The organism is Dehalococcoides sp. THU4 (assembly GCF_043231265.1).
Lineage (GTDB): Bacteria > Chloroflexota > Dehalococcoidia > Dehalococcoidales > Dehalococcoidaceae > Dehalococcoides > Dehalococcoides mccartyi.
In genome coordinates this window covers 822046-838695 of record NZ_CP171266.1, presented here as the reverse complement: position 1 = coordinate 838695, position 16650 = coordinate 822046, and the positions used below count along the sequence as shown (strand labels likewise).

Here is a 16650-nt window from a genome sequence, read left to right as displayed (position 1 = left end):
GCTTGAGGCCGGCGCCAGCGGTTACCTGCTGAAAAGCGCCAAAAGTGACGAGATTGTAGGGGCTATCAGGGCTATAAAAGCGGGTGAATCCGTACTGGATTCCATAGCCACCAGGAAACTGCTGGAACGGGTGGTAAACGTAAGCAAGGAAACTGATGAAGATAAAGTCCGCGGTCAGCTCTCCCCCCGGGAGATTGAAATACTCCAGCTGGCATCTAAAGGCCTTAGCAACCGCGAAATCGCTGATAAACTGGAACTGTCCATGCGGACTGTAAAAGCCCACCTTTCAAATATATTTAACAAAATGCGCTGCAGCTGCCGTACCGAAGCCATTGTCAAAGGTTTTCGCGAAGGTTATGTAATGCTGGAAGACGTACCTCAGGGGATAGACGGATATGACCGAAACACGCTTTAAACCACCGGCCCTCTGCCACCGCTGTTTATTTGAAAATGCCTCTGATGCTATCTGGTTTTACGACCGGAACGGGCATATTGTATACGCCAACCGGGCTTCTGCCGAACTGACCGGCTACACCCGGACTGAACTTAAGCAGAAAAACCTGAAAGACCTGCTGACTACCGCCTCCGAATATGACCAGATAATGGATATAAATTCCCGTATAGCCTCCGGTGAAGAGGTAAAGATGCCTTACGAACAAAAAATCCGCCGCCATGACGGTTCGATAGCGGTGCTGCGTATGGCAACCACTCTGGTAAAATCAGCTGACGAGGTACTGGGTTTTCAAAATATAGCCCGGGATATCACCGAAGAAATACGCCGCCAGCAAAACATGAAATCATTCGTGCAGGATGTTATACGGGCACAGGAAGCCGAACGCAAACGTATTTCCCGTGAACTCCATGACGAAGTAGCCCCCCTGCTCTTGCTGCTGATGCAGAAAATAGACAACCTGAGTAAACAGTCTGAACGGGATATTGCAGACTGCAAACCCCAGCTTGATGCCCTGCGCAGCCAGTCTGAAGAAGCACTGGAAAGCTTACGGCGGATAGCCCAAGACCTGCGTCCGCGTATACTGGATGACTTGGGTCTTATACCTGCCCTGGAGTGGCTAACCGAGAAACTGGCACAGGATGGGCAGATACATGCCGAATCAAGTATAAAAGGACGGGAAGTAGAGCTGACGGCTGAAATCCAGCTGCTTGTTTTCCGTATTGCTCAGGAAGCCTTTAACAATATCCGCAAACATTCGCTGGCTACCTGGGTAAGGCTGGAACTGGAGTTCAAACCCAAGGCCATTTTACTGACTATCCAGGATAACGGCAAAGGGTTTAACCTTTCGGAACAGACTGACAATCTGGCTCAAAACGGCAAACTAGGACTGGCAGGTATGCACGAACGTGCCCAGCTGATTGGCGGGCATATACATATACTCACCCACCCCGGACAGGGAACTACCGTAATTGCCGAAGTGCCTACCGTCAATACAGACATAAAGCAGGCCTCCTAGACCGCTTTCAGGCGGCTTACTTTCTCAATATAGCCTTCCAGCTTGGTGCGTTCTTTGTCCACCACCGCCTGGGGTGCTTTGGCCAGGAACTGGGTATCTGACAGCCGGGCAGAAAGCCGCTCTATTTGGGTTTCCAGTTCAGCAATTTCAGTTTCTACCCGTTTGGCCTCTGCCTCAAGGTCTACCATGGTAGACATGGGCACCACCACTTCAATTCCGTTAAGCACCAGAACCACCTCAGTGGCAGTAGACGCACCGCTATAGTGGCCGGGCAGGATATTCACCGGGCGGGAGCGGGAAAGGGTTTCTACCGCCCCTAAGTAATTACTGAGAACCTCTGCCATATCTCCGGCATATATGTTGGCCTTTATATAGCGGGAAATCTCCACGTTATGTTCCGCCCGAAGGTTACGGAGAGAACGGACTACTTCAACCAGACTGCCCATAATACTTTCGGCCTGTTCATCAAAACAGGTCTCGTCAGCCTGCGGGAAAGGGGCAACAATAATATCAGTTTCGCCGAGTGCTTTCGGCAGGTACGGTCTCAAATAGCTCCAGAGCTCTTCGGTAATAAAAGGCATGTAGGGGTGAAGCAGACGCAAAATGGTGGAAAGCACCTTAACCAGCACCGGGCGGGGGGATACAGACGCTTCGTCACGCAGCCGCACTTTGGCAAGCTCAATGTACCAGTCACAAAATTCACCCCAGACAAAATCCTGTAAAACCCTCTGGGCTTCGCCAAACTGAAACTCCTCCATCAGGCGGATTACATCTGCCGTAACCCTGTTCATACGGCTAAGTATCCAGCGGTCTTCAAGGGGCAGTTCAGCCTCCGCCAAAAGTTCCTTTTCCTCACCCAGGTTAATTATTACAAAACGGCTGGCGTTCCAAAGTTTGTTAGCAAAGTTACGGGCGGCCTCAAGCTTGGTCTGCCCCAGTTTGGAGTCATTCCCCGGTGAAGTGCCAAAGGTAACCGCAAACCGCAGGGCATCTGTTCCGTACTGGTCAATAACCTTAAGCGGGTCTATCACATTCCCCTTGGTTTTGCTCATTTTTTCGCCCTTATCATCCCGTATCAGGCCATGCAGGTAAACAGTGCGGAAAGGGACTTCTTTCATGTCCTCTATACCCATGACAATCATCCGGGCTACCCAGAAAAAGATAATGTCATAAGCGGTTTCCAGAACCGAGCCGGGATAAAAACGTTTTAAATCTTCGGTTTGGTCAGGCCAGCCCAAAGTAGAGTGAGGCCACAAACCCGAAGAAAACCAGGTATCCAGCACATCCGGGTCCTGCTCCAGCTTGGTGCTGCCGCATTTGGGGCAAGCAGCCGGGTCTTCCTTGGAAACTATCATCTCACCGCAGGGGCAGTACCAGACGGGTATGCGGTGACCCCACCAAAGCTGGCGGGAAATACACCAGTCACGTATATTTTCCATCCAGTTCTGGTAAACTTTGGTAAATCTTTCGGGCAGTATCTGGATACGCCCGCTGTTTACCGCCTCCAGAGCCGGTTTGGCCAAAGGTTCCATCTTAACAAACCACTGCTTGCTGACCATAGGTTCAATAACCGCGCTGCAGCGCTGGCAATGCCCCACCGAATGGGTATAATCCTCTATCTTAAGCAGCAGACCCAGTGACTTCATCTCCGAAACCACGTACTCACGGCAGGCTTTGGCAGTCATGCCGCTGCAGGGTCCGGCATTTTCGTTCATGGTAGTATCACGGTTCTGAATGGTAATCATGGGCAGGCTATGGCGAAGCCCCATTTCAAAGTCATTGGGGTCATGGGCAGGCGTAACCTTGACCGCACCCGTACCGAACGCCATATCTACCGCTTCGTCAGCAATAACAGGTATGCGGCGGTTCATAATTGGCAAAAGAACATTCTTACCCACCATACCTGTATATCTGGCATCGTCAGGGTGAACAGCCACCGCCGTATCCCCCAGCATGGTTTCAGGACGGGTGGTCGCCACGGTGACAAACCCGCTTCCGTCTTCCAGAGGGTAACGCAAGTGCCAGATATGCCCGGCTAAATCCTTATGGTCTACCTCAAGGTCTGACACAGCCGTAGCACAGCGGGGACACCAGTTTATTATCCGCTCACCCCGGTAGATAAGGCCTTTTTGGTAAAGGTTGGTGAATATCTCACGCACCGCTTTGACAGGGCCGGGATCAAGAGTAAAGGTCTCCCTGTCCCAGTCACACGAAGCACCCAGCCGCATATGCTGGTGGCGGATTCTTTCCCGGCAGGGATTAACCCACTCCCACATCTTCTCCAGAAAAAGTTCCCGTCCCAGCTCCTGGCGGGTTTTGCCCTGTTTGGCCAGCATCCTTTCCACCACTACCTGAGCGGCAATACCGGCATGGTCAGCACCCGGCAGCCACAAAGCCGGCTCACCCAGCATGCGGTGCCAGCGAATCATAATGTCTTCCAGCGTAGCCGTCAGGGCATGCCCAAGGTGGAGCTCCCCGGTTACATTGGGCGGGGGCATTATTATAACAAACGGTTTCTTATCTGAATCAGGGTTTGGCTTAAAATAGCCTTTCTCCATCCAGTACTGATACCATTTTTTCTCAACCTCGGCGGCTTCATAAGACTTGGCCATTTCAGGCAAACCGGAACACTGAGCCATACTAATTAACCTCACAAACTGCGGCCGGGTAAACACCCCGCATCTGACTTGAACAATATAATCTTATTTTGAGCGTATTAAATCAAATTTTAAAGCAAAGCTGAAAGTTCATCAAGAAGTCTCACGGCCGCTTCCTGTTTGGACATAAGCGGCATTTCCTCTATCCGCCCGCTTTTAAAGAAAAGGGTCAGGCGGGTGGTATCTGAACCAAAGGTGCTGTCCGGCTGGCTGATATCGTTAGCCGCAATAATATCCAGATTTTTGTCAGCCATTTTTTTGACGGCATTTATCATAAGGTCACGGCTTTCAGCCGCAAAACCCACCTTTACAAAATCACCCTGCAGCGAGGCCAAAATATCAGGGTTGGCTACCAGGTGCAGGTCAAGCTCCCCGTCCCCTTTTTTAATCTTATCCGCCGCCGGTTTTTCCGGGCGGTAATCTGCCACAGCCGCTGTCATAATGAGGGCATCTGCCCCTTTGACTGCTTCTCTGAGGGAGATAAACATTTCCATAGCGGTTTCTGTATACTTTATGTCAACCCCAAAAGGGGCAGGTTTATCAACAGCCCCTGAAACCAGCCTTACGCTGGCACCCCGTCTGACAGCTTCCTCGGCCAGAGCATAGCCCATTTTACCGGAACTGCGGTTACCCAGATAACGCACCGGATCAACCGGCTCACGGGTGCCCCCGGCGCTGATAACCAGTTTTTTCCCGGCCAAAGGTCCGTTTTTACCCAAAACCTGGGTAACCGAACCCAGTATTGTATCTGCGGAAGCCAAGCGCCCCTGCCCTGTTTTACCTGAGGCCAGGCGGCCTGATTCGGGTTCTACAAATACAAAACCCCGTTCCTTCAGCTTTGCAATATTCTGCTGGGTGGCAGGATTGGAATACATATTGTCATTCATGGCCGGGGCTATTATAACCGGGGCTTTGCTGGCTAAAATAGTTGATGAAATCATATCGCCTGCCAGCCCGCAGGCCAGTTCGGCAATTATGTTGGCGGTAGCCGGAGCAACCAGAATAACAGCCGCTTCCTCTGCCAGAGAGACATGCTCCACGCTGTATTCGGAGTTCATATCCCACATGCCGGTCACTACCTGCTGGCGGCTAAGCGTCCGGATAGTCAGGGGAGATATAAAACGGCAGGCGTTTTCAGTCATGACCGCTTTAACCGTATACCCTGCGGCAACCAGTTTGGAGGCAATATCTGCCGCTTTATAGGCAGAAATACTGCCGGTTATGCCCAAAACCACTGTCTTTTTCTTATCCATATCCGTCTGCACTCCCCCGGCAAGTCTTTTCAGCTAATATCCCTTAAGCAGTAAGGCTCTTACCGCAGCCTACATTCCTGCTTTTAATATACACCGACAACTAAGCCTGATTCATCTGGTAAATAATCCTGAGTCCCTGAAGGGTAAGGTCAGGGCGGACAATATCAAAAATACGGCTGCCTTCGGCTATAAGCGCGGCATAGCCGCCGGTAGCCACAACTCTGGTTTTCTGCCCCAGTTCAGTTTGAATCCGCCTGACCAGCTCTTCCACAAGCCCGATATAACCGAAGTATATACCTGACTGCATAGCCGACACAGTATTAGAGCCAATAACTTTAGCAGGGCGGATTATCTCAATCTTGGGCAGTTTTGAAGTCTTTTCCGCAATAGCCTGGGCTGAGGTGGCAATACCGGGTGCAATCGCCCCGCCTATGTATTCCCCACCCTCCGAAAGGGTATCAAAGGTAGTGGCCGTACCCATATCCACTATTATGCACGCCCCCGGATAAAGCACTCTGGCGGCAGCGGCATTTACTATGCGGTCAGCCCCAACCTCACGGGGGTTATCCATGCGCACCTTAACCCCACTCTTTATACCTGCACCCACTACCAGAGGATCAGCCTTGAAATAGCTTTTAAATACCTCTTCAAAAGTAGTGGTCAGGGGCGGCACCACACTGCACATGATTACCCTGTTTAGCTCTTCGGGGTGTATACCGGCGTGCTGCAACAGGCCTAAAAGCAGACTGGCATATTCGTCAGCCATACGCTGTACAACCGAACCCAGATGCCAGTTTGCCAGCAGTTTTTCGCCCTCAAATATACCTATATTTACACTGGTATTGCCGATATCTACCGCCACCAGTTTTTCAGACATTTGTTTATCCATCTCTCAGCTCTGTTTCAATTCTTTTATAACCGCAGGCAATTTTAACAGCAAATCCGAAGCCAGTACACCGGCATCACCCATTTCACTCCGCAGAGTTGCCCCAGCTAGCGAGTGCAGATAAACGCCTAAACCCGCCGCCTCAAACAGGTTCAAACCCTGCCCCAAAAGACCACTTATTATTCCGGCCAGTACGTCACCCGTTCCGGCCGAAGCCAGTACCGGGTTAGCCGCCGGGTTGCACAGGGTTTCACCCTCCGGTGATGAAACTATTGTTCCGGCACCTTTAAGAATAATGGTCTTACCCCATTTGCGGGCAGATTCACGGCAAATGCCGAAGCGGTCAGACTGGACAGCCTCAGCTGTGGTTTTGGCCAGGCGGGCCATTTCACCCGGATGCGGAGTGAGTATAGCATCAAAACTATATTCCAGCCACCACCGGGGTATAGCGGCAAGTATATTTAAAGCATCAGCGTCTATTACCACTTTAAGCCCCTCAGGCAGGTTAGATAGCACTTCGGTAACCAGCCTGGCGGCATATGGACTTTGCCCCAGGCCCGGCCCTATCAGAAGCACGTCATATTTGCCCAGTTCACTCAGGATAAGGCGTGAAGCAAAGCTATCCGCAGTGCCGCAAGATACTTCGGGCAACGGCAGATAGGTAGCTTCGGGTATTTTGGCGGCTACCGCCCCGGTTAAACTTTGAGGCAGTGCCAGGGTAACCAAGCCCACACCAATGCGCATGGCGGCACTTCCGGCAAGCATGGCCGCCCCTATGTAACGGTCACTTCCCGCCACAATCATCACCCGGCCGAAACTGCCCTTGTTGGCATGAGGGGAACGGACGGGTAAAACACCCTTTGCCCAGTCTTTTTCAATCAGACGGGTATGGATATCAGCTGTAAGTCCCAGCGGTATGCCGATATCCGCCACCGAAACCGCCCCGCTTAATTCCAGCCCGCGGTGGGTAAAAAGCCCCTGTTTGGCAATACCCAGTGACAGGGTAAAATCAGCTTTCAAACAGGCTTCGTCCGCCTGCCCGGTATCGGCATTCAGACCGGAGGGTAAATCTAAGGCCAGTATTTGCATTTCGGGTCTGGTATTTTTGGCATCAGCCGTCATCTGCAGGGCTTGCCTGTACACCCCTTCCAAGGGGCGGTTTACACCTGTACCCAGCAAAGCATCTATTACCAAATCTGCTTCCCTAAGATGCTCCTTAAGTTCGGTTAAATCCGTAAATATGTTTTCAGGGGTTTTTAAACCACCCGAAGCAGTTTTATTTTTTGAAGCACCCGCAAAGGGTGCGAATATGCTCACCTTTTTATCCCAGGCCGCCAGATAACGCCCGGCAACCAGCCCGTCACCCCCGTTATTGCCCGCACCCGCAAGTATTACCACACGGCAGCCATTTTGCTTTTCCAGCAGGCAGCGGGCCAATACAGCCACCGCCCTGCCGGCATTGTCCATCAGGGTTTCGGTGGTGATACCCTGTTTTAGGCAGGCCTCTTCTATTTGCCGCATCTGGGTAGTTGAGACTATATACATTTATTACCGGCTTTCGCTAAGCTTAAGACGAGTTTATCAGCAAGAGGGGTTATTATCAACACCCGGCTTTTTTCATGCTTCCCTGATAGCCTGCCCACATTCTGGCCTGCCCAAAAAACCCGGCAGCTCAGAGGCAGCCAAAGCACCTTACTCTCCCAGCCGGAGTTTCAAACCCTCACTGGCCATAAGTATATCGGTATGCAGTCTTTCAGCCACTGCCTGTATCTCGGTTTTGATTTCAGCCTCAAACAAGGGTGTGGTATGTAGGGTGACTATCCTGGGCAGATAGCCTTTTAGCTCCCGAAAGAGCCGAAGCTCAGTTTCCAGCAGTTCCGGGGACAAATGCTTGGAACTTAAAGCCAGCTCTGTAAGCCTGTTCGACATGGTCAACTCAATAATAAGCAGCTCCGGGCTGATCTGCTGCCAGACATCCCCCAGGCCTGAGCCGGTATCCGAGGTATAAAAAAACGAATGGCCGCCTGCATCTTTTACTAAAAACCCGGTGGTATCTCTGGAATGGGGTACAGACAAAGGCAGTATCTGGTAGTTTTCACAGCTAAATTCCAGACCGGGGGTTATTTCATGAAAGCGCAAGGCCGGGGCAGATGGGGGGCGGGTGAAAAAATCGGGGTAGAAACCGCCGGAAAAAGGCGGCTGGGTAACTACTTCCTGAACTGCCCGGCTTCCGTATATATCCACGCTTTTCAGCCCGTAAGCCAGGTTCATAGCCAGCAGCGGTACGTCTTTTATATGGTCATAATGGGCATGGCTCAGTATAACCGCCCTAAGCTCATAAAGCTCGTCCAGAGTCAGGCTTGAGGTAATAGCCCCGGCATCCAGCACCACCCCACCGGAGAGCATCAGGCAGCTGGGACGGGTGGTTTTAGTTTCGCAGTTGTGAGCGCCTAAAAATACTATCTCCACCTTTACCCCTTAAACATTATCTAGAGCCGGAAAGGGCTGAAATTGGTAGATATATCAAAGTGGTCACTTTTTTCAGCTTTTTTCAGATAATTCACCAGCTTGTAAGTAAGGGGTGTAGCCGCTGCTTCAATAATCACTTTTGAACCCCAGTGATAGAGTATCATCATCGGCACAAATGCCGGCGTACCCAGAAAAGCCACCAGAATAAATATGGAAGTATCCAGCCCCTGCCCGGCCAGAGTAGAGCCGATAGTCCGCACCCAAAGGTAACGCCCTTGTGTCCGCAGCTTCAGCTTGGCCATTATAAATGAGTTTACAAACTCACCCACCAGATACCCCAGGAAAGATGCCAGCAAAATCCGCGGGGTATAACCCAGTATAGTCTCATAGGCCGTCTGCCCTTCCCAGAAGGGTGCACCCGGCAGTACCTGACCCAAAGCCACAAAGACCACAAAAATAAGGTTGCAGATAAAGCCCAGCCAGATAATCCGCCTTGCCCAGTGGAAACCGTAAACCTCGGTCAGGACATCCCCGAAGATATAGCTGAACGGAAAGACTATAACCGCCGCCGGCAGAAATATATCCCCCAGGGCAATAATTTTCACCGCTATAAGGTTAGCGGTGATAAGGCAGGTAATATACAAACCACTGACAACAAGCAGACGGCTGGAAACATTCATAATAACTTTTCTCCGGCAGAATTAAATAAGGCGTATCCGGCGGAACATATACAGCATAAAACCCACAATAATAGCCGTAATAACCGCCACAAAGTAAATGGCATTTTCCGAATTCTGGAAAGGTAAGGGAATATTCATGCCGAAGATGCTGGCTACCATAGTGAACGGGAGTAAAATGGTAGCCACAATGGTTAAAATCCGCATGGCACGGTTAGTCCGGTGGGAAGACATGGAGTCAAAAGTAGAGCTTAAACCCTCAATAACTTCTTTGGTTTCGTCCAGAGTATCCCATACTTTATCCATATGGTCTGTCATATCTCCGAAATAAACAGACATATCCTGATTGATAAATTTCCTGAGCTTATTTTCCAGACAGCCGATAACTGCCCTCATCGGCCAGATAATGCGGCGGTTGGCAATAATATCCCTGCGCAGCAGGGCAATATCTTTGACAATGTTAAGGTCACTGCCGGAGCCGGTAAAAATGGTATCTTCCACTTCTTCCAGGTTGTCCAGCAGCTTTACGGTAATAGGCAGACAGTAGTCTACCAGCCGGTCTACAATGCGGTACATCAAAAAGCCTGAACCGTGGCTGAAATATTCGGGGCGGGCATCCTCATCCAGCTCCATCTCCCGGTACAGCTTGACCAGCGGTTTCAGGTTACCTGAATGCAGGGTGATAATATAATTCTCCCCGATAAATACCGAAAGCTGAGCCGGCACGGTTGTCCGCAGTTCCTTATTGTAGAAGGGAAAGTGAAGCACAAAGAAAAGGTATTCTTTGTATTCGTCAATCTTGGGCCGCTGACGGCGTGAGAGCACATCATCAAGGTCCAGCGGGTGGAAAGGATAGTTCGCCGCCAGATACTCGGTGTCAGGCTCTTGGGGATTCTCAATATTTATCCAGGTAAGTTTGCCATAGGTAATGGATTCTATATTGGAAGTATTATTTTTAACTTGAGTCAGCGCCATGCTACGCCCCCAAAGTTTATTCGCAACGCTGCTATTTTAGCATAAAACGCTAAAACAACACCAAAATCTAACACTTTTCGGTACATTTTAAAAGCCCTATGCTTTTCCAGCTTACGTATTTGCCAGATTTTGACCGCAAATACCCTTAAACACCTTTGCCCGCTGCTTAGCCCTGCCTTATGCTTTACTTTGGGTTATTTGACAAATACTCCTTGCAGATTTTACAATACCTCTTTAGTGGCAGCGTAGCTCAGTGGCAGAGCAGGGGACTCATAAGCCCTTGGTCGGTAGTTCAAATCTACCCGCTGCCACCAATTATTTTCCCCCCAGGCTTATTTTCATTCTGCCATTTCATCACTTCACATTTCAGTCATACCCTGTTTACCCGGCATCTGGACTGCCCTTTTCATTTTGGCATATCCCTGCCGTCATAATACACAGCCGTTTTTGCGGCAGCATCTTCCAAACTTGTGTGTTTTTTCAAAAACCCGCCTGCAAGGGCCTGATTATGTCTAAATTTGACTTTTTTTATATTTTATAAGAAACTGTAAACATTATAAAATTTGCCCCGTTATTACAGCTGCCAGGCAGATACAGCAAGCACCCCAAGGAGGTCAGATGGTCTAAGGCGGGTACACTCCCCGGGGATTTTCCGGAATATACCAGACAGCATCAGGGTAATTATCGGAGGAAGATTTAATATGGCAATCAAGATTGTAACAGACAGCACAGCAGATATACCTCCCCAACTGGCAGAATCTCTGGGAATAACCATAGTCCCCCTGTATGTACGCTTCGGAGAAAAAGCCCTGAAAGACGGGGTGGAAATAACCCAGGACCAGTTCTTTGAAAAACTCCAGACCTCAACAGTCCACCCCAATACTTCACAACCCTCACCCCAGGACTTTATAGATGTATACCAGAAACTGGCACAGGACTGTGATGGAATTGTCTCTGTACATATCTCTTCCAAACTTTCCGGCACATATGACTCCGCTGTCCAGGCCAAAAAACTGCTGGGCAATGATGCCCCACCAATAGAAGTTATAGATTCCCGCTCGGTCTCCATGGGGCTGGGACTGCTGGGCCTGCTGGCAGCAGAAGAAGCTTCTTCCGGCAAAAGCCTGAACGAAGTAGCCGATACCGTACGCAGCGCCGTAGACAAAGTCCAGATGATGGGCTTTTTTGATACCCTCAAATACCTGGCTCTGGGCGGGCGTATAGGCAAATCCAAAGCCCTGCTGGGGGCGCTCCTTTCGGTAAAGCCGGTGCTGGTTGTGGGTGAAGGCGAACTTTTGCCTGCCGGACAGGTACGCAGCCGGAGTAAGGGTATGGACAAACTGGCTGAATTTACGGCCGGGGTAAAAAATCTGGCCGCCCTGTCAGTGGTTTATACTACTACCCCGGATGAAGCAGTTGCCTTGGCAGACCGTCTGGCAGAGTTTTTCCCGCGTAAACAGATAATAATATCCAGACTGGGAGCGGCCTTAGGTGTGCACGCCGGTCCGGGTACCCTCTTTGTGGCTACCCGTTCAAAATAAAGACCGTTAAAATTTAATCATAAATGCCCTCTGCCGGGCGGTTTTCAGATACAAATAATGCCCGGCCGGGCATTATTTTTTCAAATCAAACTCCAAAAACATGGACACACGGACATAAATATTGTAGACTTTGTTCGCAATCTTTTTAATCTGCGTTAATTGTAAAGCTCTAAATCAGGCTTTAATAAATCTAGGAGGAAAGATGAAGCGCTTAAGTACTATCCTTATGTCCCTTATCCTGTCGGGCGCATTGCTGTTTTCAGGTTGCCAAAGCTCCACTGACGACACCGATGACAATGATGACAGCACTGCCAAAATACAGGTTACGGTAGTAACCGATGCCACTTGGCCGCCTTTTGAGTATGTTAATGAACAAACTCACGCCATAGAAGGTTTTGACATAGACCTGATGAAAGCCATTGCCGAAAAGGGCAACCTGGAAGTTACTTTCCAGAACGTGGCTTGGGATGCTCTGCTGGCAGGTCTGGCTACCGGTCAGTACAAAGTAGCCATTTCTTCAATCACCATAAACGCCGAACGGGCTGAAAAATGGCTCTTTTCAGACCCCTATTTCAACGCCGGCCAGATGGTCTGCGTACAGAAAAACAATACCACTATTCTGAGCCATAACGACCTCACCGGTAAAAAGGTGGCAGCCCAGACCGGAACCACCGGGTTTATAGAAGCCCAGAAAATAGAGGGTGCCACCGTTAAATCGTACGATGAAATCGGCCTGGCTTTCCAGGACCTTATGAACGGCCAGATTGATGCCGTTATCTGTGATACCCCCGTTGCCATAGATTATGTAAATGCCAACATTGATAAAATCAAAAAAGTGGGCACGGCTTTCACTGACGAATTTTACGGAATCTCGGTAGCCAAAGGCCAAACAGAAATACTGGCCAGAATTAACCAGGGTCTGGCAGCCGTCATAGCTGACGGCACCTTTGACCAACTGGTAGCTAAGTGGAACCTAAATCCCTAAGCAGTAAAGAACACCGAGGGGGCTTTTAGAAAAGCCCCCTCTCTTGTATGGAGCAATGGCAGAAGACAAGCTTAAACAATCTGAAAAAATGAATTTGATACCGGGGGCTGAACCGTCCAGCCGGATGGACCCCTGGTGGTGGCTGGTAGCCGGTGTTTTTGTCCTGACCGGCGGCCTTATGCTGTTTCAGCCTGACCCTTTTCTGGATATTTTCAAATACGTATGGGTAGGTATCGGCATAACGGTCCTGGTGGCTGTTGTATCTTATTTCCTGATGCTTATCCTGGGTATGTTCGGCGCTTTAGGGCGTTTATCTAAAAACACCATTTTGCGCGGACTGGCTACATTTTATGTTGAAATAGTACGCGGCATTCCTTTGCTGGTGCAGCTTATCTGGTGGTATTTCGCCTTCCCGGTCATAATTCAAAGCATAGGGCAAGGCCTGAATTTCGGGCCTATGATGAATTATCAGGCTAACCCCATTGTGATGGCTATCTGGGGTATGACCTTCTGCTACGGGGCATACATGAGCGAAATCTACCGGGCGGGTATCCAGAGCATACCCAAAGGGCAAATGGAAGCTGCCCGCAGCCTTGGCATGAGCCATACCCAGGCCATGAGGTATGTGATACTGCCGCAGGCACTCAGGGTGGTGCTGCCCCCTATGGGCAACGAATTTATCGCCCTTCTCAAGGATACTTCTTTGGTATCCACGGTAGCCGTAGCTGACATGGTAAGGCTGGGGCGTGAATTTACCGCAACCAATTTCAATCCTATTGAAGTCTGGACTATGATTGGCCTGCTCTACCTGATACTGACACTCCTGTCCAGCCGTCTGATAAACTACATAGAAAAGAAAACTGCGTTTTCAAGATAATGAATAAAAAACAGACCGCAGCCGAACAACCTATTATCAAGATTGAAAACGTCCAGAAGCATTTTGGACGGGTAAAGGCCCTGCGCGGGGTCAGCCTTGATATCAAACGGGGCGAAGTAGTGGTGATTATCGGCCCTTCGGGTTCGGGTAAATCTACCCTGCTGAGGTGCATAAACCGGCTGGAAGAATATGACTCCGGCAAAATAACCGTAGACGGCATCCCCCTGGACAGCACCGAAAATATCAATCATGTCCGCCGTGAGGTAGGCATGGTTTTTCAGTCATTCAACCTCTTTTCCCACCTGAAGGTCATTGATAATATCACCCTTGCCCAGTGCCAGGTGCGCAAACGCACTAAAGAGGAAGCGGCCGAGATTGCGGCAGATTTGCTTAAAAAAGTGGGCATACCGGACAAGGCCCATGCCTTCCCCGTTCAGCTTTCAGGCGGCCAGCAGCAGCGGGTCGCCATAGCCAGAGCCTTAGCCATGAATCCCCAGATAATGCTCTTTGACGAACCGACTTCCGCCCTTGACCCGGAGATGATAAAAGAAGTCCTGGACGTTATGACCACCCTGGCCAAAGAGGGTATGACTATGGTGGTGGTATCTCACGAAATGGGCTTTGCCAGAGCGGCGGCTGACAGGGTGATTTTCATGGACGAGGGCCTGATAGTGGAGAGTGCCGCACCGGACGAATTTTTCACCAACCCCAAGCACGAAAGAACCAAGCTCTTCCTGTCTAAAATCCTGCATAACTCCTAGATATAAAAAAACACAGACTCACACTTGTAAGAAACCCTTGCAAGCATGAGTCTGATTTAATTTTACCGGGATAAAAGGGAGACTATTTCGCTTTCTTTTGTTTTAGCGTAACAGTCTTTGCAATAAACCGGGCGGCCCTCAGTAGGCTCAAAAGGAACGGTTGTCTGAACGCCACACGCGGCACACACTACTTCATATGTCCTTCTTTCACCACCTTCACCCCTGTTTTCAGAGCGGCGGGCGGAACGACATGCGGGACAGCGTTTGGGTTCATTTTTCAGGCCGCGGGAAGCATAAAATTCCTGCTCACCGGCGGTAAAAATGAACTCATTGCCGCAATCACGACAGACCAAAGTTTTGTCCTGTGCCATGACTGCACCTCCTTGATATAAATTGCTTTGTTTCCAGCGCAGTCTATGGACACAGACTCCCAATTAACCGCCTCGGAACCAAGCTAGCTTTAATACGTATACAATAAATAGTAGCGCAGTGTCAAGTGCTTTTTTATGTTAACGCCAAAATAAATTTGCCGAAGTGCCTGTATTGTGTTAAATTCACTTAAAAAAATATACGGGAGAAACGCCAATGACGGCCTTAGCCAGAGAAGAAATACTCCGTCTTATAAAGTCAGCCAAACCCCTGCTGGAAAATTACCCTGATTTGGAAAACCAGCTGCAGCCGAACGGATTTGACCTGAGCCTGAAACAGGTACGCACTCTGGAAGGCGAAGGCGTTTTGCCCACAGACAATGCCCGCCGTAAACTGCCCTCAAATAATCCCCTTGAGTTTGACTGTAATAACCAGATAAAGCTGATGCCCGGCATCTACTCTGTGGTATACAACGAAGTAGTAAACATTCCCAAAGACGTTATGGCCCTGGCTACTCCCCGCTCATCACTTTTGCGCAGCGGCTGCACCGTCAATACAGCGGTATGGGATGCCGGTTATTCCGGCCGGAGTGAGTCTTTGCTGGTGGTTTATAATCCAGCCGGGCTGATACTGGAACGGAATACCCGCCTGATTCAGCTGGTATTTTTCAAGCTGAATGCCGAAACCGGCGGCTACTGCGGCATTTATCAGAACGAAAATAAAAGCTAGAATAAACCGAGAACAAGACAGATAGTCCCGGTTTTTAGTGAAAGAGAAAAACAGCAGGGGCGAATCTAGAAAACCATGGTAAGTGCCTGAGGCAAGACCTCAAAGGTTGCCGGGGTTTTACCTAAAAGCTCCCCGTCTGCCTGAAGATACAGCCCCTCTTCAGAACTAATACTCACAAAACGGGCGTGTTCGGTTTTTACCTTGGGATGGGTAATATGAGTACCCTTGTAGATTTTGGGGAAGGTTTGCAGGATTTCCAGCTTGTTTACGTCACCCAGGGTGATAACATCAAACCGGCTGTCAGTAATAAGGGCGGACGGGGCTACCTTCATGCCGCCGCCAAAATAACTGCCGTTGGCTACAATCACGCTTAAAACACGCCGGGTATAGTTATCTTCATCCAGCCCTATATCTACAGTTTTATTACGGTATCCAAGCAGGGTTTTTGCCAGAGCCATGACAAAGGGGATAGTGCCGCCCAGAGCTTTGGGCATATGTTCGGTCGTAGCTGCCACCTCGGCGTCAAAGCCCACCCCTGCCCCGTTTACAAAGAAGCGACTGACCTGACGGCCATCTTTTTGAAATGTTACCAGACCGGCATCCACCAAAGTGTGCTTGGGGCTGAGCAAATGCTGGCAGGAATGGAGATAATTACCGTCAAGGCCCAGCGAACGCACAAAATCATTGCCGGTGCCGGTATCCACCACCCCCATCAGGGTTTTTTGGTCATGGCTGGCGGTCAGAATACCGTTAACTACTTCGTTAATAGTGCCGTCACCGCCCACCGCTACCAGATAAGGATAACCGTTTAAGGCGGCATCACGGGCAATCTCAATAGCATGCCCCTGGCTTTCGGTGTACTGGAAATCATAAGAAAAGCCCATATCACGCATAAGCCTGCTGATATGCGGCCATTTTTGTTCAGTGGACTTTGCCCCCGCCACCGGGTTAACTATTACTTTCGCTACCAAATACTTTAACTCACATTGGTATGCACTAATT

General features: G+C 49.9%; 16 protein-coding genes and 1 tRNA gene. 8 read left to right on the top strand and 9 right to left on the bottom strand.

Going from position 1 to position 16650, the window contains the following annotated elements:
* The first annotated feature begins 130 nt into the window (after positions 1-130).
* Both ACE6F3_RS04415 and ACE6F3_RS04410 read left to right on the top strand, forming a co-directional pair.
* Positions 131-415, top strand: a complete 285-nt coding sequence (locus tag ACE6F3_RS04415; protein WP_324665455.1) for a response regulator transcription factor — start codon at positions 131-133, stop codon at positions 413-415.
* Positions 396-1469, top strand: coding sequence for a PAS domain S-box protein (locus ACE6F3_RS04410; protein ID WP_324665457.1), 1074 nt, complete (start codon positions 396-398; stop codon positions 1467-1469). Before ACE6F3_RS04415 ends, ACE6F3_RS04410 begins: the two co-directional genes overlap by 20 nt.
* Here the strand turns inward: ACE6F3_RS04410 and ACE6F3_RS04405 are convergent.
* The 7 genes from ACE6F3_RS04405 to ACE6F3_RS04375 form a co-directional block, all read right to left on the bottom strand.
* Positions 1466-4108, bottom strand: coding sequence for a valine--tRNA ligase (locus ACE6F3_RS04405; protein ID WP_324665459.1), 2643 nt, complete (start codon positions 4106-4108; stop codon positions 1466-1468). The two genes, ACE6F3_RS04410 and ACE6F3_RS04405, sit on opposite strands and share 4 nt — an antisense overlap.
* 89 nt (positions 4109-4197) lie before the next feature.
* On the bottom strand, positions 4198-5379 hold the full coding sequence (gene coaBC, locus ACE6F3_RS04400; protein WP_324665461.1) for a bifunctional phosphopantothenoylcysteine decarboxylase/phosphopantothenate--cysteine ligase CoaBC: 1182 nt from the start codon (positions 5377-5379) through the stop codon (positions 4198-4200).
* Between the two features lie 100 nt (positions 5380-5479).
* On the bottom strand, positions 5480-6268 hold the full coding sequence (locus ACE6F3_RS04395) for a type III pantothenate kinase (RefSeq protein ID WP_392654531.1): 789 nt from the start codon (positions 6266-6268) through the stop codon (positions 5480-5482).
* A 3-nt stretch (positions 6269-6271) separates the two neighbouring features.
* Complete coding sequence (locus ACE6F3_RS04390; protein ID WP_077975093.1) at positions 6272-7810, bottom strand: NAD(P)H-hydrate dehydratase; 1539 nt, start codon at positions 7808-7810, stop codon at positions 6272-6274.
* A gap of 147 nt (positions 7811-7957) precedes the next feature.
* Positions 7958-8734: an MBL fold metallo-hydrolase gene (locus ACE6F3_RS04385; protein WP_077975092.1), complete on the bottom strand. Its 777-nt coding sequence runs from the start codon at positions 8732-8734 to the stop codon at positions 7958-7960.
* Between the two features lie 20 nt (positions 8735-8754).
* Complete coding sequence (locus ACE6F3_RS04380) at positions 8755-9414, bottom strand: queuosine precursor transporter (protein ID WP_058292202.1); 660 nt, start codon at positions 9412-9414, stop codon at positions 8755-8757.
* Between the two features lie 21 nt (positions 9415-9435).
* A complete protein-coding gene (locus tag ACE6F3_RS04375; RefSeq protein ID WP_010936201.1) occupies positions 9436-10386 on the bottom strand; it encodes a magnesium transporter CorA family protein in 951 nt (316 codons plus the stop codon).
* A 239-nt stretch (positions 10387-10625) separates the two neighbouring features.
* Between ACE6F3_RS04375 and ACE6F3_RS04370 the strand changes: the two genes are divergently transcribed.
* The 5 genes from ACE6F3_RS04370 (at position 10626) to ACE6F3_RS04350 (ending at position 14550) form a co-directional block, all read left to right on the top strand.
* Positions 10626-10700, top strand: a tRNA-Met gene (locus ACE6F3_RS04370).
* A gap of 387 nt (positions 10701-11087) precedes the next feature.
* Positions 11088-11927, top strand: coding sequence for a DegV family protein (locus ACE6F3_RS04365; RefSeq protein ID WP_010936199.1), 840 nt, complete (start codon positions 11088-11090; stop codon positions 11925-11927).
* A gap of 202 nt (positions 11928-12129) precedes the next feature.
* A complete protein-coding gene (locus ACE6F3_RS04360; protein ID WP_058292204.1) occupies positions 12130-12912 on the top strand; it encodes a basic amino acid ABC transporter substrate-binding protein in 783 nt (260 codons plus the stop codon).
* A 55-nt stretch (positions 12913-12967) separates the two neighbouring features.
* Complete coding sequence (locus ACE6F3_RS04355) at positions 12968-13789, top strand: amino acid ABC transporter permease (protein ID WP_010936196.1); 822 nt, start codon at positions 12968-12970, stop codon at positions 13787-13789.
* Positions 13789-14550 (top strand): amino acid ABC transporter ATP-binding protein, encoded by a 762-nt coding sequence (locus ACE6F3_RS04350; protein ID WP_010936195.1) that lies wholly within the window; start codon positions 13789-13791, stop codon positions 14548-14550. Before ACE6F3_RS04355 ends, ACE6F3_RS04350 begins: the two co-directional genes overlap by 1 nt.
* 62 nt (positions 14551-14612) lie before the next feature.
* Here the strand turns inward: ACE6F3_RS04350 and ACE6F3_RS04345 are convergent, their stop codons facing one another.
* Complete coding sequence (locus ACE6F3_RS04345; RefSeq protein WP_324665473.1) at positions 14613-14921, bottom strand: zinc-ribbon domain containing protein; 309 nt, start codon at positions 14919-14921, stop codon at positions 14613-14615.
* A 214-nt stretch (positions 14922-15135) separates the two neighbouring features.
* On the opposite strand from ACE6F3_RS04345, the gene ACE6F3_RS04340 reads away from it, so the two are divergent.
* Complete coding sequence (locus tag ACE6F3_RS04340; RefSeq protein WP_010936193.1) at positions 15136-15648, top strand: deoxyuridine 5'-triphosphate nucleotidohydrolase; 513 nt, start codon at positions 15136-15138, stop codon at positions 15646-15648.
* A gap of 65 nt (positions 15649-15713) precedes the next feature.
* Here ACE6F3_RS04340 and ACE6F3_RS04335 read toward each other — a convergent pair whose 3' ends face one another.
* Positions 15714-16619 carry a diacylglycerol kinase family protein gene (locus ACE6F3_RS04335; protein WP_077975086.1) on the bottom strand — a complete coding sequence of 302 codons (906 nt, stop codon included), beginning with the start codon at positions 16617-16619 and terminating at the stop codon, positions 15714-15716.
* Positions 16620-16650 lie beyond the last annotated feature (31 nt).

Bases quoted from the DNA above. Each gene is read 5' to 3' on its own strand.
- ACE6F3_RS04410 (WP_324665457.1), top strand. From the start codon at position 396: ATGACCGAAACACGCTTTAAACCACCGGCCCTCTGCCACCGCTGTTTA.
- ACE6F3_RS04405 (WP_324665459.1), bottom strand. From the start codon at position 4,108: ATGGCTCAGTGTTCCGGTTTGCCTGAAATGGCCAAGTCTTATGAAGCC.
- coaBC (WP_324665461.1), bottom strand. From the start codon at position 5,379: ATGGATAAGAAAAAGACAGTGGTTTTGGGCATAACCGGCAGTATTTCT.
- ACE6F3_RS04395 (WP_392654531.1), bottom strand. From the start codon at position 6,268: ATGGATAAACAAATGTCTGAAAAACTGGTGGCGGTAGATATCGGCAAT.
- ACE6F3_RS04390 (WP_077975093.1), bottom strand. From the start codon at position 7,810: ATGTATATAGTCTCAACTACCCAGATGCGGCAAATAGAAGAGGCCTGC.
- ACE6F3_RS04380 (WP_058292202.1), bottom strand. From the start codon at position 9,414: ATGAATGTTTCCAGCCGTCTGCTTGTTGTCAGTGGTTTGTATATTACC.
- ACE6F3_RS04375 (WP_010936201.1), bottom strand. From the start codon at position 10,386: ATGGCGCTGACTCAAGTTAAAAATAATACTTCCAATATAGAATCCATT.
- ACE6F3_RS04365 (WP_010936199.1), top strand. From the start codon at position 11,088: ATGGCAATCAAGATTGTAACAGACAGCACAGCAGATATACCTCCCCAA.
- ACE6F3_RS04360 (WP_058292204.1), top strand. From the start codon at position 12,130: ATGAAGCGCTTAAGTACTATCCTTATGTCCCTTATCCTGTCGGGCGCA.
- ACE6F3_RS04355 (WP_010936196.1), top strand. From the start codon at position 12,968: ATGGCAGAAGACAAGCTTAAACAATCTGAAAAAATGAATTTGATACCG.
- ACE6F3_RS04350 (WP_010936195.1), top strand. From the start codon at position 13,789: ATGAATAAAAAACAGACCGCAGCCGAACAACCTATTATCAAGATTGAA.
- ACE6F3_RS04345 (WP_324665473.1), bottom strand. From the start codon at position 14,921: ATGGCACAGGACAAAACTTTGGTCTGTCGTGATTGCGGCAATGAGTTC.
- ACE6F3_RS04340 (WP_010936193.1), top strand. From the start codon at position 15,136: ATGACGGCCTTAGCCAGAGAAGAAATACTCCGTCTTATAAAGTCAGCC.